General features: G+C 64.1%; 25 protein-coding genes and 1 tRNA gene. 21 read left to right on the top strand and 5 right to left on the bottom strand.

Annotated elements, in window-relative coordinates:
* Positions 1-77: 77 nt before the first annotated feature.
* The 4 genes from BLU17_RS16505 to BLU17_RS16490 all read right to left on the bottom strand — a co-directional run bounded on the left by BLU17_RS16505 (position 78) and on the right by BLU17_RS16490 (position 2,607).
* Positions 78-635: an RDD family protein gene (locus tag BLU17_RS16505; protein ID WP_091998314.1), complete on the bottom strand. Its 558-nt coding sequence runs from the start codon at positions 633-635 to the stop codon at positions 78-80.
* Positions 636-757: 122 nt separating this feature from the next.
* Positions 758-1,591 carry a DUF3106 domain-containing protein gene (locus BLU17_RS16500; RefSeq protein WP_091998312.1) on the bottom strand — a complete coding sequence of 278 codons (834 nt, stop codon included), beginning with the start codon at positions 1,589-1,591 and terminating at the stop codon, positions 758-760.
* 27 nt (positions 1,592-1,618) lie between these two features.
* Positions 1,619-2,047: a DUF3619 family protein gene (locus BLU17_RS16495; RefSeq protein ID WP_091998311.1), complete on the bottom strand. Its 429-nt coding sequence runs from the start codon at positions 2,045-2,047 to the stop codon at positions 1,619-1,621.
* Entirely contained in the window at positions 2,044-2,607 is a 564-nt protein-coding gene (locus tag BLU17_RS16490) for an RNA polymerase sigma factor (RefSeq protein WP_091998309.1), read from the bottom strand. The genes BLU17_RS16495 and BLU17_RS16490 overlap by 4 nt, the downstream gene beginning before the upstream one ends.
* A 385-nt stretch (positions 2,608-2,992) precedes the next feature.
* Here BLU17_RS16490 and BLU17_RS16485 point away from each other — a divergent pair, with 385 nt between their 5' ends.
* From BLU17_RS16485 to BLU17_RS16460, 6 genes are all read left to right on the top strand, one after another.
* Positions 2,993-4,768 (top strand): acetolactate synthase 3 catalytic subunit, encoded by a 1,776-nt coding sequence (locus tag BLU17_RS16485; RefSeq protein ID WP_091998516.1) that lies wholly within the window; start codon positions 2,993-2,995, stop codon positions 4,766-4,768.
* A 113-nt stretch (positions 4,769-4,881) separates the two neighbouring features.
* A complete protein-coding gene (ilvN, locus tag BLU17_RS16480; RefSeq protein ID WP_091998307.1) occupies positions 4,882-5,373 on the top strand; it encodes an acetolactate synthase small subunit in 492 nt (163 codons plus the stop codon).
* A gap of 125 nt (positions 5,374-5,498) precedes the next feature.
* Positions 5,499-6,515 (top strand): ketol-acid reductoisomerase, encoded by a 1,017-nt coding sequence (gene ilvC, locus BLU17_RS16475; RefSeq protein ID WP_091998305.1) that lies wholly within the window; start codon positions 5,499-5,501, stop codon positions 6,513-6,515.
* Positions 6,516-6,663: 148 nt separating this feature from the next.
* Positions 6,664-7,317 carry a phosphatidylserine decarboxylase gene (locus BLU17_RS16470; RefSeq protein WP_091998303.1) on the top strand — a complete coding sequence of 218 codons (654 nt, stop codon included), beginning with the start codon at positions 6,664-6,666 and terminating at the stop codon, positions 7,315-7,317.
* A 12-nt stretch (positions 7,318-7,329) separates the two neighbouring features.
* Entirely contained in the window at positions 7,330-8,205 is an 876-nt protein-coding gene (pssA, locus tag BLU17_RS16465; RefSeq protein WP_091998301.1) for a CDP-diacylglycerol--serine O-phosphatidyltransferase, read from the top strand.
* Positions 8,206-8,527: 322 nt separating this feature from the next.
* Positions 8,528-10,078 (top strand): 2-isopropylmalate synthase, encoded by a 1,551-nt coding sequence (locus BLU17_RS16460; RefSeq protein ID WP_091998299.1) that lies wholly within the window; start codon positions 8,528-8,530, stop codon positions 10,076-10,078.
* Between the two features lie 104 nt (positions 10,079-10,182).
* Here the strand turns inward: BLU17_RS16460 and BLU17_RS16455 are convergent, their stop codons facing one another.
* Entirely contained in the window at positions 10,183-10,734 is a 552-nt protein-coding gene (locus BLU17_RS16455) for a hypothetical protein (RefSeq protein WP_245746889.1), read from the bottom strand.
* Positions 10,735-10,930: 196 nt separating this feature from the next.
* On the opposite strand from BLU17_RS16455, the gene BLU17_RS16450 reads away from it, so the two are divergent.
* The 15 genes from BLU17_RS16450 to nuoH all read left to right on the top strand — a co-directional run bounded on the left by BLU17_RS16450 (position 10,931) and on the right by nuoH (position 26,295).
* Positions 10,931-12,232, top strand: coding sequence for a branched-chain amino acid ABC transporter substrate-binding protein (locus tag BLU17_RS16450; RefSeq protein ID WP_176929118.1), 1,302 nt, complete (start codon positions 10,931-10,933; stop codon positions 12,230-12,232).
* Between the two features lie 146 nt (positions 12,233-12,378).
* Positions 12,379-12,648 carry a 30S ribosomal protein S15 gene (rpsO, locus tag BLU17_RS16445; protein ID WP_028226251.1) on the top strand — a complete coding sequence of 90 codons (270 nt, stop codon included), beginning with the start codon at positions 12,379-12,381 and terminating at the stop codon, positions 12,646-12,648.
* Between the two features lie 294 nt (positions 12,649-12,942).
* Positions 12,943-15,090: a polyribonucleotide nucleotidyltransferase gene (gene pnp / locus BLU17_RS16440; RefSeq protein WP_091998297.1), complete on the top strand. Its 2,148-nt coding sequence runs from the start codon at positions 12,943-12,945 to the stop codon at positions 15,088-15,090.
* Between the two features lie 131 nt (positions 15,091-15,221).
* A complete protein-coding gene (locus BLU17_RS16435; RefSeq protein WP_091998296.1) occupies positions 15,222-16,238 on the top strand; it encodes an NAD(P)H-quinone oxidoreductase in 1,017 nt (338 codons plus the stop codon).
* Between the two features lie 158 nt (positions 16,239-16,396).
* Positions 16,397-17,179, top strand: a complete 783-nt coding sequence (gene tpiA / locus BLU17_RS16430) for a triose-phosphate isomerase (protein ID WP_091998293.1) — start codon at positions 16,397-16,399, stop codon at positions 17,177-17,179.
* A gap of 92 nt (positions 17,180-17,271) precedes the next feature.
* Entirely contained in the window at positions 17,272-17,676 is a 405-nt protein-coding gene (gene secG / locus BLU17_RS16425) for a preprotein translocase subunit SecG (RefSeq protein WP_091998291.1), read from the top strand.
* A gap of 112 nt (positions 17,677-17,788) precedes the next feature.
* Positions 17,789-17,873 (top strand) — tRNA-Leu (locus BLU17_RS16420).
* A 165-nt stretch (positions 17,874-18,038) separates the two neighbouring features.
* A complete protein-coding gene (locus tag BLU17_RS16415) occupies positions 18,039-18,398 on the top strand; it encodes an NADH-quinone oxidoreductase subunit A (RefSeq protein WP_091998289.1) in 360 nt (119 codons plus the stop codon).
* A 72-nt stretch (positions 18,399-18,470) separates the two neighbouring features.
* Positions 18,471-18,950, top strand: coding sequence for a NuoB/complex I 20 kDa subunit family protein (locus tag BLU17_RS16410; protein WP_027819582.1), 480 nt, complete (start codon positions 18,471-18,473; stop codon positions 18,948-18,950).
* A 22-nt stretch (positions 18,951-18,972) separates the two neighbouring features.
* A complete protein-coding gene (locus BLU17_RS16405) occupies positions 18,973-19,578 on the top strand; it encodes an NADH-quinone oxidoreductase subunit C (RefSeq protein WP_091998287.1) in 606 nt (201 codons plus the stop codon).
* Between the two features lie 9 nt (positions 19,579-19,587).
* The gene (locus BLU17_RS16400; protein WP_091998285.1) at positions 19,588-20,841 is read left to right on the top strand and encodes an NADH-quinone oxidoreductase subunit D; all 1,254 of its coding nucleotides are present in this window, start codon (positions 19,588-19,590) and stop codon (positions 20,839-20,841) included.
* A 129-nt stretch (positions 20,842-20,970) separates the two neighbouring features.
* On the top strand, positions 20,971-21,456 hold the full coding sequence (gene nuoE, locus BLU17_RS16395; RefSeq protein WP_091998284.1) for an NADH-quinone oxidoreductase subunit NuoE: 486 nt from the start codon (positions 20,971-20,973) through the stop codon (positions 21,454-21,456).
* Positions 21,453-22,781 (top strand): NADH-quinone oxidoreductase subunit NuoF, encoded by a 1,329-nt coding sequence (gene nuoF / locus BLU17_RS16390; protein ID WP_091998282.1) that lies wholly within the window; start codon positions 21,453-21,455, stop codon positions 22,779-22,781. The genes nuoE and nuoF overlap by 4 nt, the downstream gene beginning before the upstream one ends.
* Positions 22,782-22,896: 115 nt before the next feature.
* The gene (nuoG, locus tag BLU17_RS16385) at positions 22,897-25,230 is read left to right on the top strand and encodes an NADH-quinone oxidoreductase subunit NuoG (protein WP_091998280.1); all 2,334 of its coding nucleotides are present in this window, start codon (positions 22,897-22,899) and stop codon (positions 25,228-25,230) included.
* Positions 25,231-26,295, top strand: coding sequence for an NADH-quinone oxidoreductase subunit NuoH (gene nuoH, locus BLU17_RS16380; protein ID WP_091998278.1), 1,065 nt, complete (start codon positions 25,231-25,233; stop codon positions 26,293-26,295). It begins immediately after the preceding gene.
* Positions 26,296-26,303 lie beyond the last annotated feature (8 nt).

The raw sequence follows: 26,303 nt of genomic DNA, 5'->3' as shown, positions 1-26,303 counted from the left end.
GTGACGGCAACATGACAGTCACGAGAAGGTCTCGTTACGCAGCCCCGTGCTGTGCCTGTGCGGCCGGCGTGTCGGCGCTATGCCGTGGCGCGCTGTGGCGCTGATGCGACGGTTGCGATGATGCGCGTGCCCGCCATGCGGTCGTGCAGAAACTGGCGGTCGCCGGCGAAGCGCGCGCTTGCCGCCCACGTTGCGAACCAGACGGTCGCGAGCGCGAGCGGGTGAGGAATCGTGAGATGCAGCAGCGGATGCAGCGCGAGCGGCGGCAGGAACCAGAGCCACGCCGCGAAATAGCGCAGCGCCGCGCGCGCGAGCGTGGGCGGCGCGCCGTCCGGGCCGACCACGCGCAGGCGCCAGGTTTTCATCGGCAGCGTCTGGCCGCCCTTGTGCCAGAAGCCGACGAAGTACGCACCGGCCACGAAGATGATCCAGGCCGCCATCAGGTTGTGATGCGTAAAGCCGTTGCGCTGCTGCAAAGCCAGGCTGAACGCGAGCCCCGCGGCGAAGACGACCCCGAAAAGCAGCACGCTCTCGTAGACGAGTGCGGCGAGGCGACGGCGAATGGAGACGGGCACAGGCTTGAGCGGCTCGGCGGCGGTGGGCGGCAGGGCGGCGGCTTGGGCGCTTTCGGACACGATGGCGTCGGGTTGAGGTGGGACGCGACAAGCATAACCGCGAAAGCGCGCGCGCGGCGAAATGGCCGGAACGCTGCGGCGAGGTGGGCAGCAAGGGGTTTTGCGAGCGCGTGCGGAGCGCTTCAGGAGCCCTTGAAGGCGGCCGGCGCTTCGGCCGGGGAGACGGGAATCGGCGTGGCCGGCACGAAGCTGCCGGCGGCGGGAATGCCTGCGGCGAACGACGAGGCCGCTGGCGGTTCGCCCGGCGCGCCAGGCGTTGCGGGCGCGAGGCCCGAGCCCGTGCTGCTTGCGCCTGCCGCGCCCGACGCCCCTGCGACACCTGCCGGCGCATGGGGCGGGCCGCGGCGATCGCGCTCGTTGACGAGCCGCTGGATATCGCGAATCTCGCTCTTGTTGCCGCTAGGCGGCGCGCTCACGACGGTGGGCCGGCGCTTGTGCTCGCTCGCGGCCAGGCGTTCCTTCTGTTCTTCGGGGAGCTGCTGATAAGCCTTCCAGGCCCGCTGGCGCGCCTGCGCCGGCAGTTCCTTGGACGCCTGATAGTTTTCGCGCGCCACGCGACGCTGCTCGGGCGTCATGCGTACCCATTCGGTCATGCGCTCATGCAGCCGCTTTTGCGCTTCAGCCGACATTTTCGGGTAACGCGATGCGATTTTTAGCCATTTCCGCTTGCGTTCCTCGCTGAATTTGTCCCATTCGGAGGCGAAAGGGGCGAGCGCGGCGTGCTGCGCATCGCTCAGGCGCGCCCACGCAAGCGGATTGTTCTGGCCGGGTAGCGGCAGCGGGGCAAACTCGGTGGTGAGCGAAGTTTCGACGGACGGCGCTTTCGCCTGCGTGGCCGCGCCAGCCGCGTTTTCGCCGGCCGGCGCGGGGTGAAAGCGCGGGTAGGTCGCCACATACGACACGACTGCCGCGACCACGCATCCAATGACAACGGCCAGGCCGCGCTTGTAACTCACCCCGTCAGTCTCCCGCTCAGTTTTTCCTTAGTGCGCGCGCGTCAGATACGCATTGAACCCATGATCGAGATAGGCGGTGAGCGGCAGGTCGTCGCTCAGCATGGCCGCGTCGATATCGGCGAGTTCTGCGGTGCGTTGCTGATCTTCAAAACAGGCGATGGCAAAGAGGCCCGCCACGAGCGCCGCGAGTGGCCAGGCGAGCGCAAAACGCGCGAGCGCCGAGCGGCGCCGCGTAGGCAGCTGCGAGGGCTCGCCCGACATGCTGCCGGCGCCGGCAGCGGCAAGCGCCGGTGCGCGCACGAGCACGAACTCGGCCTTCTTGCGGGCGAGCGCGGCCTTGCGTGCGGCGGCGAGTCGGGCGGTGGTGGCGGCGGGCAGGTTGGCGGCGCTCTCATCGAGCGCGCGACGCATTTCCCGCACGAACTCTAGTTCTTTATTTTCGAGGGCGGAGCTCATAGCGTGATTCCTTTGGCCTTGAGCGCATGTGCCAGCGTGTGAGTGGCCCGGGAGCAGTGCGTTTTCACGCTGCCTTCGGAACAGCCCATCGCGGCGGCAGTCTCGGCGACATCCATATCTTCCCAGTAACGCATCAGAAACGCCTCCCGTTGACGTGCCGGTAATTTCTGGATCTCGTCGTCGATCATCTGGAGCACCTGCGCGCGCTCCATCTGCTGCTCGCTGCTCTCGGCGCCAGCCGTTCCCTGCCCGGCCTCGAAGGTCTCGAGCGGATCGAATTCTTCGTCGTCGGCGTTGCCGAGCGACGAGAACAGACTCACCCATGTATTGCGTACTTTCTGCCGACGAAAATAGTCGTGCATCGTATTTTGCAAAATACGCTGAAAGAGCAGGGGGAGTTCGGCGGCTGGACGGTCTCCGTATTTTTCCGCGAGCTTGATCATCGCGTCCTGCACGATGTCGAGCGAGGCGTCGTCGTCCCTCACGGCGTAGACCGTCTGCTTGAACGCGCGTCTTTCGACGCCCGCCAGGAAGTCGGCGAGTTCCTTGTCTGAAGCCATCCGTTGCAGGGCGCCGCCACCAGCGTACGCGTAATCGTTCGAAAAATGTCGTAAAACTCGCGGATGCTAGCAAATTTTCGCGCCGGTAGGGAAACAGCAGGCCAGCCCGACCGCGTGGCGCCATGGCGCGCTTTGCGCTGCCGGCCATCGCCGGCACCGCGAGGTCGGCGCCGGTGCGCAACGTTCGTGCCCGCATTCTCAATAATCGCTTGACCGAACGCCATCGACCCGCTATCTTCGACGGTTCGCAACATAAGTGACCTGTCTCAATTCAGGTGTGGCCCATGAGGCTCATCTGTCAACTGGACGCGCCGCTTGAACCCGAGCCACAAGCCCGGCAGAGAGCACCCGATCAAATTTTTGCCGAAATTTCGAAAGGTGAATGATGAATATGCCCAGCGCGGAATTCTCCACGTCGGTTCCCCCCTCGCAAGAATCTGACCCTCAAGCTCAACCTTCCATCGGCGGAACCGTGCTGATGAAGGCGCTCGCCGACGAGCAGGTCGAATTCATCTGGGGTTATCCCGGCGGCTCGGTGCTCTACATTTACGACGAGCTGTACAAGCAGGACAAAATCCAGCACATTCTCGTGCGTCACGAGCAGGCAGCCGTTCATGCGGCCGATGCCTACTCGCGCTCGACCGGCAAGGTCGGCGTGTGCCTCGTGACCTCGGGTCCCGGCGTCACCAATGCGGTGACCGGCATCGCGACGGCCTACATGGACTCGATCCCGATGGTCGTCATCAGCGGCCAGGTGCCCACCGCCGCGATCGGCCAGGACGCCTTCCAGGAGTGCGACACGGTTGGCATCACGCGTCCCTGCGTGAAGCACAACTTCCTCGTGAAGGACGTGCGCGATCTCGCCGCCACCGTCAAGAAAGCTTTCTACATTGCGCGCACCGGCCGTCCCGGCCCCGTGCTGATCGACATTCCGAAGGACGTGTCGAAGGCGCCGTGCGCGTACGAGCCGGTCAAGAGCGTCGCGCTGCGCTCGTACAACCCGGTCACCAAGGGCCATTCGGGCCAGATCCGCAAGGCGGTTTCGCTGCTGCTCTCGGCAAAGCGCCCGTACATCTACACGGGCGGCGGCATCATCCTCGCGGATGCGTCGCGCGAGCTGAACCAGTTCGCCGATCTGCTCGGCTATCCGGTCACGAACACGCTGATGGGGCTGGGCGGCTATCGCGCGAGCGACCGCAAGTTCCTCGGTATGCTCGGGATGCACGGCACCTTCGAAGCCAACATGGCGATGCAGCACTGCGACGTGCTGATCGCGATCGGCGCGCGCTTCGACGACCGCGTGATCGGCGACCCGGCCCACTTCGCCTCGCGTCCGCGCAAGATCATCCACATCGACATCGATCCGTCGTCGATTTCGAAGCGCGTGAAGGTCGACATCCCCATCGTCGGCGACGTGAAGGAAGTGCTCAAGGAACTGATCGAGCAGCTTCAGCACGCCGAGCACGGCCCCGACACCGAGGCGCTCGCCGCCTGGTGGAAGGACATCGAAGGTTGGCGCGAGAAGAATTGCCTGAAGTTCGACCGCGGCAGCGAGATCATCAAGCCGCAGTACGTGGTCGAGAAGCTCTGGGAACTCACGGGCGGCAACGCGTTCGTCTGCTCGGACGTGGGCCAGCACCAGATGTGGGCCGCGCAGTTCTACCGCTTCAACCAGCCGCGCCGCTGGATCAACTCGGGCGGCCTCGGCACGATGGGCTTCGGCCTGCCGGCGGCGATGGGCGTGAAGATGGCGCATCCCGACGACGACGTGGTCTGCATCACGGGCGAAGGCTCGATCCAGATGTGCATCCAGGAACTGTCGACCTGCAAGCAGTACGACACGCCCGTGAAGATCATCTCGCTGAACAACCGCTACCTCGGCATGGTCCGCCAGTGGCAGCAGATCGAATACAGCAAGCGCTATTCGCATTCGTACATGGATGCGCTGCCCGACTTCGTGAAGCTCGCCGAAGCGTACGGCCACGTCGGTATGCGGATCGAAAAGACGGCGGACGTCGAGCCGGCGCTCAAGGAAGCGCTGCGCCTGAAGGACCGCACGGTGTTCCTCGATTTCCAGACCGACCCTTCCGAAAACGTCTGGCCGATGGTGCAGGCCGGCAAGGGCATCACCGAGATGCTGCTCGGTTCGGAAGACCTCTAACGGTATTCGCACGGCGCCGCATCGACCTCGCGCGGCGCGCGCCCACACGACGGGCGCGCGGGTTCGCGGGGAAGGGCGGCAACACGCTCACTGGATAAATCGCGGATCACATCATGAGACACATCATTTCCGTTCTGCTGGAAAACGAGCCCGGCGCGCTCTCGCGCGTGGTCGGCCTCTTCTCCGCACGCGGCTACAACATCGAAACCTTGACGGTGGCGCCGACCGAAGACCGTTCGCTGTCGCGCATGACCATCGTTTCCATTGGCTCGGACGACGTGATCGAACAGATCACGAAGCATCTGAACCGCCTGATCGAGGTGGTGAAAGTGGTCGACCTGACCGAGGGCGCCCACATCGAGCGCGAGCTGATGCTGATCAAGGTAAGGGCGGTCGGCAAGGAACGTGAGGAGATGAAGCGGATGGCGGATATTTTCCGCGGCCGCATCATCGACGTCACCGAAAAGACTTACACGATCGAACTGACGGGCGCGAGCGACAAGCTCGACGCGTTCATCGAGGCGCTCGACGCCACCGCGATTCTCGAAACCGTCCGCACGGGCGGCTCGGGCATCGGGCGCGGAGAGCGCATTCTGAAGGTGTGACACCCGATCAGTCTTCGATCGCGCACCGGAACTTGACCGGATGCCGTGCCCACGGGCGGCGCATCCGGTGCAGCACAAGCTAATAGCAGTACCGAAATTCACCAGACTCTCGCCAAGGAACCAACATGAAAGTTTTCTACGACAAGGACGCCGATCTCTCCCTCATCAAGGGCAAGCAGGTCACGATCATCGGTTACGGCTCGCAAGGCCACGCGCACGCGCTGAACCTCAAGGACAGCGGCGTGAACGTCACGGTCGGCCTGCGCAAGGGCGGCGCTTCGTGGAGCAAGGCTGAGAACGCCGGCCTGTCGGTCAAGGAAGTGGCCGAGGCGGTGAAGAACGCCGACGTCGTCATGATGCTGCTGCCCGACGAGCAGATCGCCGACGTCTACGCGAAGGAGGTCCACGCGAACATCAAGAACGGCGCCGCGCTCGCGTTCGCACACGGCTTCAACGTTCACTACGGCCAGGTGATCCCGCGCGCCGATCTGGACGTCATCATGATCGCGCCGAAGGCGCCGGGCCACACGGTGCGCGGTACCTACTCGCAAGGCGGCGGCGTGCCCCACCTGATCGCCGTCCACCAGGACAAGTCGGGCGCGGCGCGTGACATCGCACTGTCGTACGCGGCGGCGAACGGCGGCGGCCGTGCCGGCATCATCGAAACGAACTTCCGCGAAGAAACCGAAACCGACCTGTTCGGCGAGCAAGCCGTGCTGTGCGGCGGCACGGTCGACCTCATCAAGGCCGGTTTCGAAACGCTGGTCGAAGCGGGCTACGCGCCGGAAATGGCGTACTTCGAGTGCCTGCACGAACTGAAGCTGATCGTCGACCTGATCTACGAAGGCGGCATCGCCAACATGAACTACTCGATCTCGAACAACGCCGAGTACGGCGAGTACGTGACGGGTCCGCGCATCATCACCGAAGAAACGAAGAAGGTGATGAAGGACGTCCTGAAGGACATCCAGACCGGCGAGTACGCGAAGAGCTTCATTCTCGAAAACAAGGCCGGCGCGCCGACGCTGCAATCGCGCCGCCGCCTCGGCGCCGAGCACCAGATCGAGGTGGTCGGCGGCAAGCTGCGCGCGATGATGCCGTGGATCGCGAAGAACAAGCTCGTGGACCAGTCGAAGAACTAAGCTGGCGTCGCAATGCTGATTGCGCGCGCGGTTTTGCGCTGCCGCGCAGCAGATTGAACTGAGTCGGACCCGAAAAAGCCGCCCCGGTGGGATGAACCCTGGGCGGCTTTTGCTATCCTACGGTTTTCAAAATAATAGCGAAGCCACCATGAATTACCCCCATCCGATCATCGCGCGCGAAGGCTGGCCGTTCATCGCCATTGCGGCCGTCGTGGCGCTCTTGATCCATGCGGTCGCGGGCTTCGGACTCGCATGGCCCTTCTGGCTGATCCTGATCTTCGTCGTCCAGTTCTTCCGCGATCCGCCGCGGCCGATCCCCACGCAGGCCAACGCTGTGCTTTGCCCGGCGGACGGCCGCATCGTGGCCGTGGAAACGGCGCACGACCCGTATGCCAACCGTGAAGCGCTCAAGATCAGCGTGTTCATGAACGTCTTCAACGTGCACTCGCAACGTTCGCCCGTCGACGGCGCCGTCGCCAAGGTCGAGTATTTTCCGGGCGCCTACCTGAATGCGGCCATCGACAAGGCTTCGACCGAAAACGAGCGCAACGCGGTCGTCCTCACGATGGCCGATGGCACGACCGTGACATCGGTGCAGATCGCGGGCCTCATCGCGCGCCGCATTCTCTGCTACGTGCGGGCGGGAGAGCCGCTTGCGCGCGGCCAGCGCTATGGCTTTATCCGCTTCGGATCGCGCGTCGACGTCTACCTGCCCGTGGGCAGCCGCCCGCGCGTGTCGATCGGCGAGAAGGTGTCAGCCTCGTCGACGATCCTCGCCGAACTGCCGACGCAATCGGCATAAAGGAGGGCAGCGATGGCCGGATTCAAACAGCGTCGACCCCGTAACCCGGCCGGCGCGCCGCTGCCGCGGCCGTTTCGCCGCAACAAGTCGGTGCAGGAGCCGCTGGGTGTCGCCGCGAACCGGCGCGCGGCGCGCCAGGAGTTCCTGAAGAAGCGCGGCATCTACCTGCTGCCCAACGCGTTCACCACGGCTGCGCTCTTCTGCGGCTTCTTCGCGGTCGTGCAGGCCATGAACGTGCGCTTCGAGGTGGCGGCCATCGCCATCTTCGTGGCGATGGTGCTCGACGGCATGGACGGCCGCGTCGCCCGCATGACGCATTCGCAAAGCGCATTCGGCGAGCAGTTCGACAGCCTTTCGGACATGGTGTCGTTCGGCGTGGCGCCCGCGCTCGTGATGTACGAATGGGTGCTCAAGGACCTCGGGCGCTGGGGCTGGCTCGCGGCTTTCGTCTACTGTTCGGGCGCGGCGCTGCGCCTTGCGCGTTTCAATACGAACATCGGCGTGGTGGACAAGCGCTTCTTCCAGGGGCTGCCGAGCCCCGCCGCGGCGGCGCTGATCGCCGGCTTCGTCTGGCTCGCCACCGACAACCGCGTGCCCGTGAAGCTCGCGTGGCTGCCATGGGTCGCCTTCGTGCTGACGATCTACGCGGGCGTGACGATGGTATCCAACGCGCCGTTCTACAGCGGCAAGGCGCTTGACGTGCGTCACCGCGTGCCGTTCGCCGCCACGCTCCTCGTGGTGGTGGCGTTCGTGCTCGTTTCGTCCGATCCGCCGCTGATGCTGTTTGGCCTGTTCGTCCTTTACGGGCTTTCGGGGTATGCGTTCTGGGCGTATCAGGCAGTGCGCGGCCGAGGCAACCCCGCGCGTTCGTCTCCGCGCGAGCGGTAGGGCGCGGTTGCGGGAGCGATGAACGGAGGGCTGTGCGAGCGCGCGGCCCTTTTTCTTTTTGCGGCGGCACGCGATGCTCGCCCAGGTCTCCTCCAATTGCGCTATCGGCGGATTCCGGCTATAGTCGGCCAAATGGACAGCATCCCGTTCCCCCTCCTTTCCCTTCAAGCCGGCGCGCGCCTAAGCGTGCTAGCGCTAGCGCGCCTGCCGCGCTGATCCCGCTCGCCCTCCGTCTGCTTCGTTCATTGTCAGCGTCGCCAACGGTGGCGCGAACACCCGAAATCCGTTTTAGACACTGAACAAGTCCCCCTGGAGACCCGAAATGGCAGCAGAAAAGCTCATCATCTTCGATACGACGTTGCGCGACGGCGAACAATCGCCCGGTGCGTCGATGACGAAGGAAGAGAAGATCCGCATCGCGAAGCAGCTCGAACGCATGAAGGTCGACGTCATCGAAGCCGGCTTCGCGGCCAGCTCGAACGGCGATTTCGACGCGATCCACACGATCGCCGGCATGGTGAAGGACAGCACGCTCTGTTCGCTTGCCCGCGCCAACGACAAGGACATCCAGCGCGCCGCCGACGCGCTCAAGCCCGCCGGCCAGTTCCGCATCCACACGTTCATCGCCACCTCGGCGCTGCACATGGAGAAGAAGCTGCGCATGTCGCCCGAGCAGGTGCTTGAGCAGGCGAAGCTGGCCGTGCGCTTCGCGCGCAAGTTCACGAACGACGTGGAGTTCTCGCCCGAGGACGGCAGCCGCTCGGACCTCGATTTCCTGTGCCGCGTGCTCGAAGCCGTCATCAACGAAGGCGCGACCACCATCAACATTGCCGATACGGTTGGCTACGGCGTGCCCGAGCTGTACGGCAACCTCGTGAAGACGCTGCGCGAGCGCATTCCGAATTCGGACAAGGCCGTGTTCTCGGTGCACTGCCACAACGACCTCGGCATGGCCGTGGCGAATTCGCTGGCCGGCGTGCAGATCGGCGGCGCGCGCCAGGTGGAGTGCACGATCAACGGTCTCGGCGAGCGCGCGGGCAACACCTCGCTCGAAGAAATCGTGATGGCCGTGAAGACCCGCAAGGATTACTTCGGCCTCGATCTCGGCATCGACACCACGCAGATCGTGCCGGCCTCGAAGCTCGTTTCGCAGATCACCGGTTTCGTCGTGCAGCCGAACAAGGCCGTGGTCGGCGCGAACGCCTTCGCGCACGCGTCGGGCATCCACCAGGACGGCGTGCTCAAGGCGCGCGATACCTACGAGATCATGCGCGCCGAAGACGTGGGCTGGAGCGCGAACAAGATCGTGCTCGGCAAGCTCTCGGGCCGCAACGCGTTCAAGCAACGTCTGCAGGAACTGGGCATCCAGCTCGACAGCGAAGCCGAACTGAACAATGCATTCGCGCGTTTCAAGGAACTGGCCGACCGCAAGGCCGAAATCTTCGACGAGGACATCATCGCGATCGTCACCGAGGAATCGGCCGAAGCGCAGGAGAAGGAGCACTACAAGTTCATCTCGCTCGCGCAGCACTCGGAAACGGGCGAGCGCCCGCAGGCGCGCATCGTGTTCTCGGCCGACGGCAAGGAAGTGACGGGCGAGGCGGCGGGCAACGGCCCCGTGGACGCGACGCTCAACGCAATCGAAACCGAAGTCGGCAGCGGCTCGGAACTGCTGCTGTATTCGGTCAACGCGATCACGACGGGCACGCAGGCGCAGGGCGAAGTGACCGTGCGCCTGTCGAAGGCCGGGCGCATCGTGAACGGCGTGGGCACCGATCCGGACATCGTCGCGGCATCGGCGAAGGCGTATATCTCGGCGCTCAACAAGCTCTATTCGTCGGACAGCGACAAGCTCAATCCGCAGCGCTCGTAAGCGGCGGCGGGGCGCCTTGCCTCGCTTCGTCGCACACGTGAAAAACCCCCGTGCTCGCCGGAGCGCGGGGGTTTTGTCTTTCTGCGCCGTGACCGGCGCAGTGCTCAGAACAGGCTGCGCCGATCCGGGTCGTGCAGCGGATCGGGCGTCTTCTGCGTGAGACGCAAAATGCCCTGATCGTCGAAGTAGAAGCTGTAAAGCATATACCAGACGTTGTCTTCCAGATAACGGTAGGTCCACGCTTCTTTCTTCATCAGCGGGAAGTACGACGTCTCGACCGGCCGCCCGAAGTTCACGAGCACGTCGGTGCGCGTCCATTTGCCGATCTCGGCGCGATAGAACTCGTTGGGCTGCAGGACCTGGCGCACGTTCACGACCTTGCCGTCGGCGTCGATGTCCGCGGCCGTGGTCGTTTCGCCCATCGGCTGGGTCGGCCACATGAGGCGCTTGCCGCCGTCGGGCAGGTTGTAGACTTCGGCCGGCGGACCGAAGCGGGCGATCACGGCCTGTGCGTCGTCGCCGGCATGGAATTGCTGCCAGGGCTGCGCACAGCCTGCGAGCGCGAGTGCGCCCACGCCCGCGAGGAGGACGAGACGCGTGCGGCGCGAGGCGAGGCGCGCGTACGTGGCAAGCGAGGTTGAGAAGCGCGTGAGCATGATGTCCCCCGTTGGCAAGATTCCAATGACCGCCGTGAATGTGGATCGCTTATTTTGACACGGCGCGCTGCACGCGAGGGCCTGGCCTGACGTGTCCTGCGCGTGCGCGCAGGCCTTGCCGTCGCACCGTCGCGCGGCCTATGATCCGCGCTTCGAAATCGAAACCGCTTGGCGACGGAAGAAGAGGGAAGAGCGCATGAAGGCACGAATGACGCGTGCGGCGGCCATGCTCGCGATGGCCGCGGCGCTGGCGGCGGGACTTGCGGCCGCGGCGGGCGCGCAGGCGGACGAGGCGCCGACGGGCAAACCGATCCAGCTTGCGCTGATCGAAGGCATGTCGGGGCCGTTTGCGAACGCGGGTGCGGCCGTCGAGCGCAATCTGCGTTTCGGCGTCGAACGCGTCAACGCGCGCGGCGGCGTCGCGTTGCATGACGGGCGGCATCCGCTCGAACTCGTCGTGCTCGACAGCCAGGGCAGCGCCGAGGCGGCGCTCGTGCAACTGCGCGCGGCCGAGGATCGCCACATCGGCTATGTCATGCAGGGCAACAGCTCGGCGGTGGCGGCGGCGCTCGTGACGGCGATCGACCGCCAGAACGTGCGCGAGCCCGACAACCGCGAGCTCTTCCTCAACTACTCCGCCGACGACCCTGCCCTCACCAACGCGAACTGCAGCTTCTGGCATTTCCGCTTCGACGCGCACGCGGGCATGCGCATGGACGCGCTCGCGGGCGTGGTCGCCGCGGACAAGTCGGTGAAGAGGGTCTATCTGCTGAACCAGGACTACAGCTTTGGCCGCGACGTGAGCGCGCTCGCGCGCGCGGCGCTGTCGAAGGACCGTCCCGACATCGCCATTGTCGGCGATGAGTTTCACCCCATCGGCCGCGTGAAGGACTTCGCGCCCTATATCGCCAAGATCCGCGCGGCGGGCGCCGACGCCGTCATCACGGGCAACTGGGGCAACGATCTCACGCTGCTTGTGAAGGCCGCGCGCGAGCAAGGGCTCGACGCGAAGTTCTACACTTTCTACGGCAACAGCCTCGGCGCTCCGGCGGCGCTCGGCGAGGCCGGCGTGAAGCGCGTGATCGCCGTGGCCGACTGGCATCCGAACGTGGGCGGCGCGGCCTCGGACGACTGGTACAAGGCATTCCGCGCGCGCTACCCGGCGGCTCGCAACGACTACCCGGTGCTGCGCATGTCGATGATGGTGGAAATGCTCGCGCAGGCCATGACGAAGGCCGGCACCGCCGACCCCGAGGCGGTCGCGAAAGCGCTGGAGGGCATGCGTTTCATGGGTGACGAAAGCGGCTTCCATCCGATGCGGATGCGCGCCGACGATCATCAGGCGATCCAGCCCCTTTACGTCATGCAGATGGACAAGCAAGGCGCGCCCGGCGTGCGCTACGACAACGAAGGCTCCGGATACGGCTTTCGCACGATGCTGGCGCTGCCCGCCGAACGCACCGTGCCGGCCACCGTGTGCCAGATGAAGCGGCCTTGACTGCGCGCCTTATGTGCGGGTTCGCGGCAAATTGGGGCTGTGCTACAATACGCCCCTTGTCGCGATCCTGCGGCAAGCAATTTGGAATCAAGCCACGGCACGGCCTTTCTTCCGTGACCGCTCGTTTGTATTAAAGGAAAAGCAAAATGTCCGTAGCAGATATCAAGAAGTCCGAAGTCGTCGCGCAATTCGCGCGCGGCACCAATGACACGGGTTCGCCCGAAGTTCAGGTTGCGCTCCTGACGTCGCGTATCAACGAACTGACCGCGCACTTCAAGTCGCACGCCAAGGATCACCACAGCCGCCGCGGTCTGCTGCGCATGGTGAGCCGCCGCCGCAAGCTGCTCGACTACCTGAAGGGCAAGGACGCTGATCGTTACCGCGCGCTGATCGAAAAGCTGGGTCTGCGCAAGTAACCGGAAGGTTTCCCACAAAGATGCCTGTGTCAGTTTTCGCTGATGCAGGCATTTTGTTTTTGAACGGCGCGCTTCACGCCGGTTCGAAAAGCAGCGCCACGCAGTACAAGCAGCAGGGCCGGGCCTCGGGGCAGAGCTTTGTGTCATTCCAGCAGGTCGTGCGCGGCTGTGCCGCAACGTCGCGGCCCGCTGGAATGGCATAACACTCCTCTTCCCGCGCGGTGCCGGAGCCTGTCTTGCCGCATCGCCCGCGTGTGCGGGCGGCGCATAACAAATGAGTAAGGAGTGAGTGACATGACCATGTTCAATAAAGTCGTGAAGGAATTCAAATGGGGCCAGCACAATGTGCGCCTCGAAACGGGTGAGATCGCCCGTCAGGCAAGCGGTGCCGTCATCGTCGACGTCGAAGACACCGTCGTGCTCGCGACCGTCGTCGGCGCGAAGACCGCCAAGCCGGGTCAGGACTTCTTCCCGCTCACCGTCGACTACATCGAAAAGACCTATTCGGCCGGCAAGATCCCCGGCGGCTTCTTCCGCCGCGAAGGCCGTCCGTCGGAAGGCGAAACGCTGATCTCGCGCCTGATCGACCGTCCGCTGCGCCCGCTTTTCCCGGAAGGCTTCTACAACGAAGTGCAGGTCGTGATCCACGTCCTGTCGATCAATCCGGACATCCCCGCCGACATCCCCGCGCTGATCGGCGCGTCGGCGGCGCTCGCGATCTCGGGTCTGCCGTTCAACGGTCCCGTGGGCGCGGCGCGCGTGGCCTACATCAACAACGAGTACGTCCTGAACCCGACGCGCGCGCAGATCAAGCAGTCGCGCCTCGACCTCGTCGTGGCCGGTACGGAGCGCGCGGTGCTGATGGTGGAATCGGAAGCCGATCAGCTGCCCGAAGACGTGATGCTCGGCGCCGTGGTGTTCGGCCACGAGCAGATGCAAACGGCCATCGACGCGATCCACGAACTCGTGCGCGACGGCGGCAAGCCGGAGTGGGACTGGCAGCCGGCCCCGAAGGACGAAGCGCTGATCGCGCGCATCACCGACATCGCCTACAACGAACTGCTCGCGGCCTACCAGCTGCGCGACAAGCAGCAGCGCTCGGCCAGGCTGAAGGAGGTCTACGCGACGACCTCGGCGAAGCTCGAAGAAGCCGCCGCCGCGGCCGGCACGACGGCCGCCGACAAGGCCACGGTCGGCAACGTCCTGTTCGACCTCGAAGCGAAGATCGTCCGCTCGCAGATCCTGAACGGCGAGCCGCGCATCGACGGCCGCGACACGCGCACCGTGCGTCCGATCGAAATCCGCACGGGCGTGCTGCCGCGCACGCACGGCTCGGCGCTGTTCACGCGCGGCGAAACGCAGGCGCTGGTCGTCGCGACGCTCGGCACGAAGGGTGACGAGCAGATCATCGACGCGCTCGAAGGCGAGTACCGCGACCGCTTCATGCTCCACTACAACATGCCCCCGTTCGCGACCGGCGAAACGGGCCGCGTGGGTTCGCCCAAGCGCCGTGAAATCGGCCATGGCCGTCTCGCGAAGCGCGCGCTCGTCGCATGCCTGCCGAGCGCCGAGGAGTTCGGCTACTCGATCCGCGTCGTCTCGGAAATCACCGAGTCGAACGGTTCGTCGTCGATGGCTTCGGTCTGCGGCGGCTGTCTCGCGCTGATGGACGCCGGCGTGCCGATGAAGGCGCACGTCGCGGGCATCGCGATGGGCCTGATCCTCGAAGGCAACAAGTTCGCCGTGCTGACCGACATCCTCGGCGACGAAGATCACCTCGGCGACATGGACTTCAAGGTGGCGGGCACGGAAGCGGGCGTCACCGCGCTGCAGATGGACATCAAGATCCAGGGCATCACCCGGGAAATCATGCAGGTCGCGCTCGCGCAGGCGAAGGAAGGCCGCATTCACATTCTCGGCAAGATGACGCAAGCCGTCTCGGGCGCGAACACGGAGCTGTCGGCGTTCGCACCGCGCATGATTACGATCAAGATCAACCCGGAAAAAATCCGCGACGTGATCGGCAAGGGCGGTTCGGTGATCCGCGCGCTGACGGAAGAAACCGGCACGACGATCGACATTTCGGACGACGGCGTCGTGACCATCGCGAGCACGTCGAGCGAAGGCATGGCCGAGGCGAAGAAGCGCATCGAGAACATCACGGCTGAAATCGAAGTCGGCCAGGTGTACGAAGGCGCGGTCCTCAAGCTGCTTGATTTCGGCGCGATCGTGAACCTGCTGCCGGGCAAGGACGGTCTGCTGCACATTTCCGAGATCGCCAACGAGCGCATCAAGGACATCAACGACTACCTGAAGGAAGGCCAGATCGTGAAGGTCAAGGTCATCCAGACGGACGAGAAGGGCCGCGTGCGTTTGTCCGCCAAGGCGCTGCTCAACGAGCAGGCCAATGGCGGCGCACCGCAGGGCGAACCGCAGCAGTAACGCGGCAAGCTCGAACGGCCGGCAGCGTGCACAACGCGCCGGCCGTTTTTTATGACAATGAGGGTGAATGGCAGTGCGCACGCGTCAACGAGGTCGCGTGCGCAGCGCCATCCAGACTTGGGAGATACGAGATGAAGGCAGTCGAGATTACCGAATTCGGTGCGCCGGACGTGCTCAAGCTGGCCGAGCGGCCGGCCCCGGAGCCGAAATCCGGCGAAGTGCTGATCAAGGTGAGCGCCTCGGGCGTGAACCGGCCCGACGTGTTCCAGCGCAAGGGTTCCTATGCGCCGCCGCCGGGCATTTCCGACCTGCCGGGGCTCGAGGTGGCGGGGGAGATCGTCGGGGGCGCGATCGACGAGAAGAACAATCCGTTCGGCCTGAAAATCGGCGACCGCGTATGTGCGTTGATCGCGGGCGGCGGCTATGCCGAATACGTGGTCGCGCCGCTCGGGCAATGCTTGCCCGTGCCGAAGGGGCTGACCGATGTCGAAGCGGCGTCGCTGCCCGAAACCTTCTTCACGGTCTGGAGCAACGTGTTCCAGCGCGCGTACCTCGGTAAGGGCGAGGGTGGCGAGAACGAGACGTTGCTCGTGCAGGGCGGTTCGAGCGGCATCGGCGTGACGGCCATCCAGATCGCCCATGCGCTCGGCTTTCGCGTGTTCGCGACCGCGGGTTCGGACGACAAGTGCCGCGCCTGCGAGGCGCTTGGCGCCGACCGCGCCATCAACTATCGCACCGGCGATTTCGTGGAGGTCGTGAAGGCGCTGACGAACGATCGCGGCGTGGACGTGATTCTCGACATGGTTGCGGGCGGCTATGTAGCTCGTGAGCTTTCGGCGCTCGCCACGGGCGGCCGCATCGTGCTCATCGCAACGCTTGGCGGCTCGAAAGCCGAGCTCAACATGGGCGAGATTCTGCGCCGTCGGCTCACGGTTACGGGGTCGACGCTGCGCGCGCGCCCCGTGGAATTCAAGGCGCAGATCGCGCAGGAACTGAAAGCGAATGTCTGGCCGCTCATCGAAGAGGGTCGCATCAAGCCCGTCGTGTTTCGCGTGTTTCCGGCCGCACAGGCTGCCGAGGCGCATGCGCTGATGGAAAGCAGCGAGCACATCGGCAAAATCGTGCTCGACTGGAGCGGCGCGGCCTGAGATCGGACGCATGCGGTCGGTCTGATCGGGTTCATGCTTGATTCTTCGGCATTTTTTTCGCGTCTTTTTTGCGCATCGAGGCGGGCCGGTTTGACCCGCCTCGATTTCACGCAGTAAAATTATGTGTTTTGCGTCCGCTTTTAACAGCAACCGGAACAATGACGAAACAACGATCGAAGCTCGTAGTCGGTAACTGGAAGATGCATGGCCGCATCGCGGCCAATGCGGCATTGCTCGAAGGCGTCGCGCGCGGTGTGCAGGCGCTGCCCGCGGACGTGCGAGTCGGGGTGTGCGTGCCGTTCCCGTACCTCGCGCAGGCGCAAGGGCTGCTCGGCGGGAGCCGGGTTTCGTGGGGCGCGCAAGACGTTTCGGCGCACGAGCAGGGCGCTTACACGGGCGAGGTTGCGGCAGGCATGGTCGCCGATTTCGAAGCTGCGTTTGCGATCGTTGGCCACTCGGAGCGGCGCGCTTACCATGGCGAAAGTTCCGAAGTCGTCGCGGTGAAGGCGCAGAGAGCGCTCGCTGCGGGCCTTACGCCCATCGTCTGCGTGGGCGAGACGCTCGAGGAGCGCGAATCCGGTGCGACCGAACGCGTGGTCGGCGCGCAACTCGACGCGGTGCTGGCGGCGCTGTCGGCCGAAGAGGCGGCAAGTATCGTCGTCGCCTATGAGCCGGTCTGGGCTATCGGCACCGGCAAGAGCGCCAGTTCCGGGCAGGCGCAGCAGGTGCATGCGTTCTTGCGCGCGCGCCTTGCGGCCAAGGACGCGCAGGTAGCGGACGTGCCGCTGCTCTACGGCGGCAGCGTGAAGCCGGAAAATGCGGCGGAGCTCTTTCGACAGGCCGATATCGACGGTGGCCTGATTGGCGGCGCGTCGCTGAAAGAAGGCGATTTCCTCGCGATCTGCGCGGCCGCTGCGGCCGGTGCGAGCGTCGCAGGCTAAAGAAAGGCTTGTGCGCGCGCAAGGCGTCGTGCGGGCTGCTTACGCGTCCATCCCGGGAGGGTGGGCGTTCAACCAGGATTCAGGTGAGTGTGATGCTGTATTTGAAAACGTTGATTATCGTGGTTCAGCTTTTGTCGGCGCTGGGGGTGATCGGCCTCGTCTTGCTGCAGCACGGCAAAGGCGCGGACATGGGCGCTGCTTTCGGCAGCGGCGCGTCGGGTAGTCTGTTCGGTGCGAGCGGGTCGGCGAACTTTCTTTCGCGGACCACCGCCGTTCTCGCAACGGTCTTTTTCTGCTCGACGCTTGCTTTAACTTACCTGGGGTCGTATCATGCGAAGCCTTCGGCGGGCGTGCTTGGCGCTTCGGCTCCAGCCCCGGTCGTAGCCTCGGTTCCGGCTGTTTCGACACCGGCGGCATCTGCTCCAGGCGCAACCGCTTCGGCGGCGGCTTCGCCTGCTGCGGCGGCCTCGCAACCGGGCAACGATGTCCCGAAATAATTTTGAAAAACTCGTTTTTGTGCGTTGAACAAAGAGCGGAAACAAGTTAGAATTTAAATCTTGAAGCGATTCGCGGGTTGCAAAGAAATTGTTGTCCCGGATTGCATGTAGTGCCGACGTGGTGAAATTGGTAGACACGCTATCTTGAGGGGGTAGTGGCGAAAGCTGTGCGAGTTCGAGTCTCGCCGTCGGCACCAATGTTATCTAAAAAAATGCCAGCCGCTTGCTTCAGCTTCGGCTGGCATTTTTGCTTCTTACGTCGTGTTCATTTTCTGTTCGCAGCGCGAAGTACGTGAAGTGATTCCCGCGGAGCGATGCAAGTTCCAGCGGAACCTCAGAACTAACCGATATAGAGGATAGCCTTGAACCTCGCTGCCTATTTCCCCGTCCTTCTGTTCCTTCTTGTGGGTCTTGGTCTGGGCATAGCGCTGGTGACAATCGGCAAGGTCCTCGGTCCCAACCGGCCAGACAGCGAAAAAAATTCGCCGTACGAGTGCGGCTTCGAAGCGTTCGAAGACGCGCGCATGAAGTTCGACGTACGCTACTACCTGGTCGCCATTCTTTTCATCATCTTCGATCTCGAAACGGCGTTTCTGTTTCCGTGGGGTGTGGCCCTGCGCGACATCGGCTGGCCGGGCTTCCTGTCGATGATGCTGTTTCTGCTCGAATTCCTGCTGGGCTTTGCCTACATCTGGAAGAAAGGTGGTCTCGACTGGGAATAATGGGTTAATCGCCGGATAGCATGGGCGGCGCTGCGGGGATGCTGCGGGCTGCCCGTCTGGAGTGGAAAGCACATGAGTATCGAAGGGGTCTTGAAGGAAGGGTTTGTCACCACCACGGCCGACAAACTGATCAACTGGACGCGCACTGGCTCGCTGTGGCCGATGACGTTCGGTCTTGCGTGTTGCGCAGTCGAGATGATGCACGCGGGTGCGGCCCGCTATGACCTTGACCGTTTTGGCGTGGTGTTCCGTCCGAGCCCGCGTCAGTCGGACGTCATGATCGTCGCCGGCACGCTGTGCAACAAGATGGCGCCCGCGCTGCGCAAGGTCTACGATCAGATGGCCGAGCCGCGTTGGGTCATTTCGATGGGGTCGTGCGCCAACGGCGGCGGCTACTACCACTATTCGTATTCGGTCGTGCGCGGTTGTGATCGCATCGTGCCGGTCGACGTCTATGTGCCGGGTTGCCCACCGACAGCGGAAGCCCTGGTGTACGGGGTGATCCAGTTGCAGGCGAAGATCCGCCGCACCAGCACCATCGCCCGTCAATAAAGGCCGCGTGCCTCCCCACAATATGGCAAGCAAACTCGAGACCCTGAAAGCGAACCTCGAAGCGTCCCTTGGCGCGCGCATCGTCAGTCTCACCGAGGCGCTCGGCGAACTGACGCTGGTCGTCAAGGCAGGTGAGTACCTGGGCGTGGCCAAGGAGCTGCGCGACAATCCCTTGCTGCGCTTCGAGCAACTGCTCGACCTGTGCGGCGTCGATTACCAGACGTTCGGTGACGGCGCGTGGGAAGGCCCGCGCTTCGCCGCCGTGTCGCAACTGCTCTCCCTCACGAACAACTGGCGTTTGCGTCTGCGCGTGTTCGCGCCGGACGACGAGGTGCCCATCGTGCCCTCGGTTGTCGAGATCTGGAATTCGGCCAACTGGTACGAGCGCGAGGCGTTCGACCTGTACGGCATCGTCTTCGAAGGTCACCCCGACCTGCGCCGCATCCTGACCGACTATGGCTTCATTGGCCACCCGTTCCGCAAGGACTTCCCGGTTTCGGGCTATGTCGAAATGCGTTACGACCCGGAGCAGAAGCGCGTGGTCTACCAGCCCGTCACGATCGAGCCGCGCGAGATCACGCCACGTGTGATCCGCGAGGATCGTTACGGTGGTCTGAGGAAACACTAAGAGGGTCGCATGTCAGAGATCAAAAACTACACGCTCAACTTCGGCCCGCAGCACCCGGCAGCGCACGGTGTGCTGCGCCTCGTGCTCGAGCTCGACGGCGAAGTGATCCAGCGCGCCGACCCGCATATCGGCCTTCTGCATCGTGCGACGGAAAAGCTCGCCGAGAACAAGACGTTCATCCAGTCGGTGCCGTACATGGACCGTCTCGACTACGTGTCGATGATGGTCAACGAACACGGCTATGTGCTCGCCATCGAGAAGTTGCTCGGCATCGAAGTGCCGGTTCGCGCGAAGTACATCCGCGTGCTGTTCGACGAAGTCACGCGCGTGCTGAACCACCTGATGTGGATCGGCTCGCACGCGCTCGACGTCGGCGCGATGGCGGTGTTCCTCTACGCGTTCCGCGAGCGTGAAGACCTGATGGACGTCTACGAGGCGGTCTCGGGCGCGCGCATGCACGCGGCTTACTATCGTCCGGGCGGCGTGTATCGCGACCTGCCCGACGCAATGCCGCAATACAAGGCGTCGAAAATCCACAACGAGAAGGCGCTTGCCCGCATGAACGAGGCACGCCAGGGTTCGGTGCTGGATTTCATCGACGACTTCTTCACGCGCTTTCCCGGTTGCGTCGACGAGTACGAAACGCTCCTCACCGACAACCGCATCTGGAAGCAGCGTCTCGTGGGCATCGGCGTGGTGAGCCCCGAGCGCGCGATGCAGCTTGGTCTCACGGGCGCGATGCTGCGCGGGTCGGGCATCGAGTGGGATCTGCGCAAGAAGCAGCCGTACGAGGTCTACGACCAGATGGATTTCGACATCCCGGTGGGCGTGAACGGCGACTGCTACGACCGCTATCTCGTGCGCGTCGAAGAAATGCGCCAGTCCACGCGCATTGTGAAACAGTGCATTGAGTGGCTGCGCAAGAATCCGGGTCCCGTGATGATCGACAATCACAAAATTGCGCCGCCTTCGCGCGTAAACATGAAGTCAAACATGGAAGAGCTGATTCACCACTTCAAGCTCTTCACGGAAGGCTTCCACGTGCCCGAAGGCGAGGCTTACGCTGCCGTCGAACATCCGAAGGGTGAATTCGGCATCTACCTGGTGTCAGATGGCGCGAACAAGCCGTATCGTCTGAAGATCCGTGCGCCGGGTTACGCCCACCTGTCCGCGCTCGATGAAATGGCGCGCGGTCACATGATTGCCGACGCGGTCACGATCATCGGCACGCAGGACATCGTGTTCGGCGAAATCGACCGCTAAAGCGGCGCGCGGTAAGGTGCGCCCGGTCCCGGGCGCTCGCAGCATGGAACGCCACGTCTGTCGCAGCGAGTGCGTAATAACGCGCGGCAGGTTTTCGTTCGGTAGGAATTGAAAGAGTCGTGTCTGAAAATGATCTCAGCTGAAGGCCTGAAAGAAATCGATCGCGCGTTGACGAAGTATCCCGCCGATCAGAAGCAGTCCGCCGTGATGGCGGCCTTGGCCGTTGCTCAGGAAGAGCATGGCTGGCTGTCGCCCGAACTCATGCAGTTCGTGGCCGACTACCTTGGCATGCCGCCTGTCGCGGTCCAGGAAGTCGCCACGTTCTACACGATGTTCGAGACGAGGCCTGTCGGCAAGCACAAGATCACGCTCTGCACGAATCTGCCGTGCCAGCTCGGCCCTGAAGGCGGCTCGGAAAGCGCCGCCGAATACCTGAAGCAGAAGCTCGGAATCGACTTCGGCGAAACCACGCCCGACGGCAAGTTCACCTTGAAGGAAGGTGAGTGCATGGGCGCGTGCGGCGACGCACCGGTGATGCTCGTGAACAATCACCGCATGTGCAGCTTTATGAGCCGCGAGAAGATCGACCAGCTGCTCGAGGAGCTTTCGAAATGACTTCGTTGCACGACCGTCACATCAAACCGCTGATTCTCGCGGGACTCAATGGCGAGAACTGGCATCTCGAAGACTACGTTGCGCGAGGCGGCTACAAGCAGCTGCGCCGTATCCTCGAGGAAAAGATTCCGCCCGAGCAGGTGATCGCCGACGTAAAGGCGGGCGGTCTGCGCGGCCGCGGTGGTGCGGGTTTCCCGACGGGCCTGAAGTGGAGCTTCATGCCGCGTCAGTTCCCGGGCCAGAAATATCTCGTCTGCAACTCGGACGAGGGTGAGCCGGGCACGTTCAAGGACCGCGACATCCTGCGCTGGAATCCGCATGCGGTGATCGAAGGCATGACCATCGGCGCGTACGCGATGGGTATCACCGTGGGTTACAACTACATCCACGGCGAGATTTTCGAGGTGTATCGCCGCTTCGAGGCTGCGCTGGAAGAAGCGCGCCAGGCCGGCTACCTCGGCGAGAACATTCTCGGCACGGACTTCTCGTTCCAGCTGCACGCGCACCATGGCTATGGCGCGTACATCTGCGGCGAGGAAACGGCGCTGCTCGAGTCGCTCGAAGGCAAGAAGGGCCAGCCGCGCTTCAAGCCGCCTTTCCCGGCGAGCTTCGGCGTGTACGGCAAGCCGACCACGATCAACAACACCGAGACCTTCGCCGCGGTGCCGTTCCTGCTGACCGTCGGTCCGCAGGCGTACATGGAGCTCGGCAAGCCGAACAACGGCGGCACGAAGATCTTCTCGGTCTCCGGCGACGTGGAGCGTCCAGGCAACTACGAGATTCCGCTCGGCACCCCGTTCGCGAAGCTCATGGAACTGGCCGGCGGCGTGCGCGGCGGCAAGAAGCTCAAGGCCGTGATTCCGGGCGGGTCGTCGGCGCCGGTCATTCCGGGCGAGCTGATGATGCAGACGGACATGGATTATGACTCCATCGCCAAGCAGGGCTCGATGCTCGGCTCGGGCGCCGTGATCGTCATGGACGAAACGCGCTGCATGGTGCGCTCGCTGCTACGCCTCTCGTACTTCTATTACGAAGAGTCGTGCGGACAGTGCACGCCGTGCCGCGAAGGCACGGGCTGGCTGTATCGCGTGGTGAACCGCATCGAGCATGGCGAGGGCCGCCAGGAAGACCTGGACCTGTTGAACTCGGTGGCCGGCAACATCATGGGCCGCACGATCTGCGCGCTCGGCGACGCAGCGGCCATGCCGGTGCGGGGCATGCTCAAGCACTATTGGGACGAATTCGAATATCACGTGCACAACAAGCGTTGTCTCGTCGGCGGACATGCCGGCTCGCACGCGGCCCCGGAAACGGCGGCCGCCTGACCGGCGGGAAGCGACAGCGCGTTGTGCGCGAACCGCGTGGCACGACGCAACGGCGATGTGACGGGGAATGCCGCTGTGAAATTGAGCGGTAACAGGTTAGGGACGATTAACCATCATGGTTGAACTTGAAATAGACGGCAAGAAGGTGCAGGTGCCCGAAGGCAGCATGGTGATCCAGGCTGCGCAGCGGGTCGACACGTACATTCCGCACTTCTGCTATCACAAGAAGCTGTCCATCGCGGCCAACTGCCGGATGTGTCTCGTCGATGTCGAGAAGATGCCGAAGGCCGTGCCTGCGTGCGCGACGCCGGTGTCGCAAGGCATGGTCGTGCGCACGATGTCGGACAAGGCCGTTCAGGGGCAGCAAGCCGTGATGGAGTTCCTGCTGATCAACCACCCGCTCGATTGCCCGATCTGCGATCAGGGCGGCGAATGCCAGTTGCAGGATCTGGCGGTCGGTTACGGCAAGTCGGCTTCGCGTTATAGCGAAGAGAAGCGCGTGGTGTTCCACAAGAACGTCGGCCCGCTCATTTCGATGGAAGAGATGTCGCGCTGCATCCACTGCACGCGCTGCGTGCGCTTCGGCGACGAGATCGCCGGCGTGATGGAACTCGGCATGCTCGGCCGCGGCGAGCACTCGGAAATCACGTCGTTCGTCGGCAAGACGGTCGATTCGGAGCTCTCGGGCAACATGATCGACCTGTGCCCGGTCGGCGCGCTCACGAGCAAGCCTTTCCGCTTCTCGGCGCGTACCTGGGAACTGTCGCGCCGCAAGTCGGTGAGCCCGCACGACGGCACGGGCGCGAACCTCGTCGTGCAGGTGAAGAACAACCGCGTGATGCGCGTGCTGCCGTTCGAGAACGAATCCATCAACGAATGCTGGATCTCGGACAAGGACCGCTTCTCGTACGAAGGCCTGAACAGCGAAGACCGCCTCACGCGCCCGATGATCAAGCAGGGCGGGCAGTGGGTCGAGACCGACTGGCAGACCGCGCTCGAATACGTCGTGAAGGGCATCAAGGGCATTAGCGACGAGCACGGCGAGAACCAGCTCGCGCTGCTCATGAGCCCGCACAGCACGACCGAGGAACTCTATCTCGCGAAGCAGTTCGCGGATGCGATCGGCACGCCGAACGTCGACTTCCGCCTGCGCCAGAGCGACTTCTCGGCGCCGCTCGAAGGCGCGCCGTGGCTCGGCACGAAGATCGCCGAACTTTCGTATGCCGACTCGGCGTTCGTGATCGGCTCGTTCCTGCGCCGCGATCACGCGCTTTTCGCCGCGCGTCTGCGCCAGGCAGCGAAGGGCGGCGCACAGGTCACGTTCCTGCAAGCTACCGCCGACGGTTCGCTGATCCCGAACGCGCAGCGTATCGTTGCGGCGCCTTCGGCATGGCTCGACGAACTGGCTTCGATCGCAGCGGCCGTCGCCGAAGCGAAGGGCGTCGCAGTGCCGGAAGGCTTCGCCGGCGCGCAAGCCGGAGAAGCCGCGAAGCAGGTCGCCGCATCGCTTGCGAACGGTGAGCGCCGCTTCGTGCTGCTCGGCAACGCCGCGGTCCAGCATCCGGAATTCTCGCGTCTGCATGCAGCCGCGCAGTTCATCGCCGAAACGACGGGCGCGACGCTCGGTTTTCTGACGGAAGCGGCCAACACGGTCGGCGCGCATCTCGCGGGCGCACTGCCGGGCCGCGATGGCCTGAACGCTCGCGAAGCGTTCGAGCAGCCGCGCAAGGGCTATCTGCTCTTCAACGTCGAGCCGGAATTCGACACGGCCAACCCGGCCGCCGCGCGCGCCGCGCTTGCGCAGGCCGAAATGGTCGCCGTGTTTTCGCCGTACAAGACGGGTGTCGACTACGCGGACGTGCTGTTGCCCATCGCGCCGTTCACGGAAACGTCGGGCACCTTCGTCAACGCCGAAGGGACGGCTCAGACCTTCAACGGCGTCGTGCGCCCGCTCGGCGACACGCGCCCCGCCTGGAAGGTCCTGCGCGTGCTGGGCACGCTGCTGGGCGCCCCTGGCTTCGAATACGACACGGCCGAAGAGGTGCGCCGCAAGGCCCTCGGCGACGGCAGCTTCGAAGGCCGCCTCTCGAACAAGGCCGGCGCGGCGGTTGCGCGCGGCAGCCTCGCGAAGGCCGCTGAAGGCCGCTTCGAGCGCATCGCCGACGTGCCGATCTATCACGCCGATCAAATCGTGCGCCGCGGCGAAGCGCTGCAGCTCACCACGGCTGCGCGCGTGGCGAACGCCATCGGCCTGCCGGCTGCATACTTCGACCAGCTTGGCCTGAAGGAAGGCGACGCCGTGCGCGTGCGCCAGGGCGAGCGCTCGGTGACCGCGCCGGCGACGCGCGATGCGAATCTTGCGCCGACGGTGGTGCGCGTGTCGGCGGCCACGCCGGCCGGTGCGCAACTCGGCAGCCTGTTCGGTGAACTGCTGGTGGAGAAGGCGTAAATGAGCTTGTTCGATACGATCAATGCAGGCGGCAGCCAACTGCTCGGCGTGGCCTGGCCCACCGTCTGGGCGCTGGTGCGCATTCTCGTCGTCGCGGTGGTGATCCTGCTGTGCGTCGCGTACCTGATTCTCTGGGAGCGCAAGCTGATCGGCTGGATGCACGTGCGTCTCGGTCCGAACCGCGTGGGTCCCGCAGGTCTGTTGCAGCCGATTGCCGACGTGCTGAAGCTGCTTTTGAAGGAAGTCATTCAGCCCGCGCAGGCGAGCCGCTGGATCTACATGGTCGCGCCGATCATGGTGGTGGTGCCGGCTTTCGCGGTCTGGGCGGTGATTCCGTTCCAGGCGGGCGCGGTGCTCGGCGACATCAACGCCGGTTTGCTCTACGTGATGGCGATTTCGTCGATCGGTGTCTACGGCGTGATCCTCGCAGGCTGGGCCTCGAACTCGAAATATGCGTTCCTCGGTTCGATGCGTGCCGCGGCGCAGATGGTCTCGTACGAAATCGCGATGGGCTTCGCGCTCGTCGTCGTGCTGATGGTCTCGGGCAGCCTGAACCTCTCGGCTATCGTCGAAGGTCAGATGCGCGGCATGTTCGCGAACTGGGGCATCACGTTCCTCTCGTGGAACTGGCTGCCGCTGCTGCCGATGTTCGTCGTCTACTTCATCTCGGGCCTCGCTGAAACGAACCGCCATCCGTTCGACGTGGTGGAAGGGGAGTCGGAAATCGTCGCGGGTCACATGATCGATTACTCGGGTATGGCGTTCGCGCTGTTCTTCCTCGCCGAGTACATCAACATGATCGTGATCTCGGCGCTCGCCTCGGTGCTGTTCCTTGGTGGCTGGAGCGCACCGTTCTCGTTCCTCGACTTCATCCCGGGCGTGTTCTGGCTGGTGCTGAAGGTCTTCCTCCTCCTGTCGGTTTTCATCTGGGCCCGCGCCACGTTTCCGCGCTATCGCTATGACCAGATCATGCGTCTCGGCTGGAAGGTGTTCATTCCGGTGTGCATCGTGTGGCTGATCGTGGTCGGCTTCTGGTACATGTCGCCGTTGAGCATCTGGAAATAAGGGGCGAA

This window comes from Paraburkholderia lycopersici, assembly GCF_900096975.1.
Lineage (GTDB): Bacteria > Pseudomonadota > Gammaproteobacteria > Burkholderiales > Burkholderiaceae > Paraburkholderia > Paraburkholderia lycopersici.
Note: the sequence above shows the minus strand (reverse complement) of the source record. Positions and strands in the feature narration are given on the sequence as shown.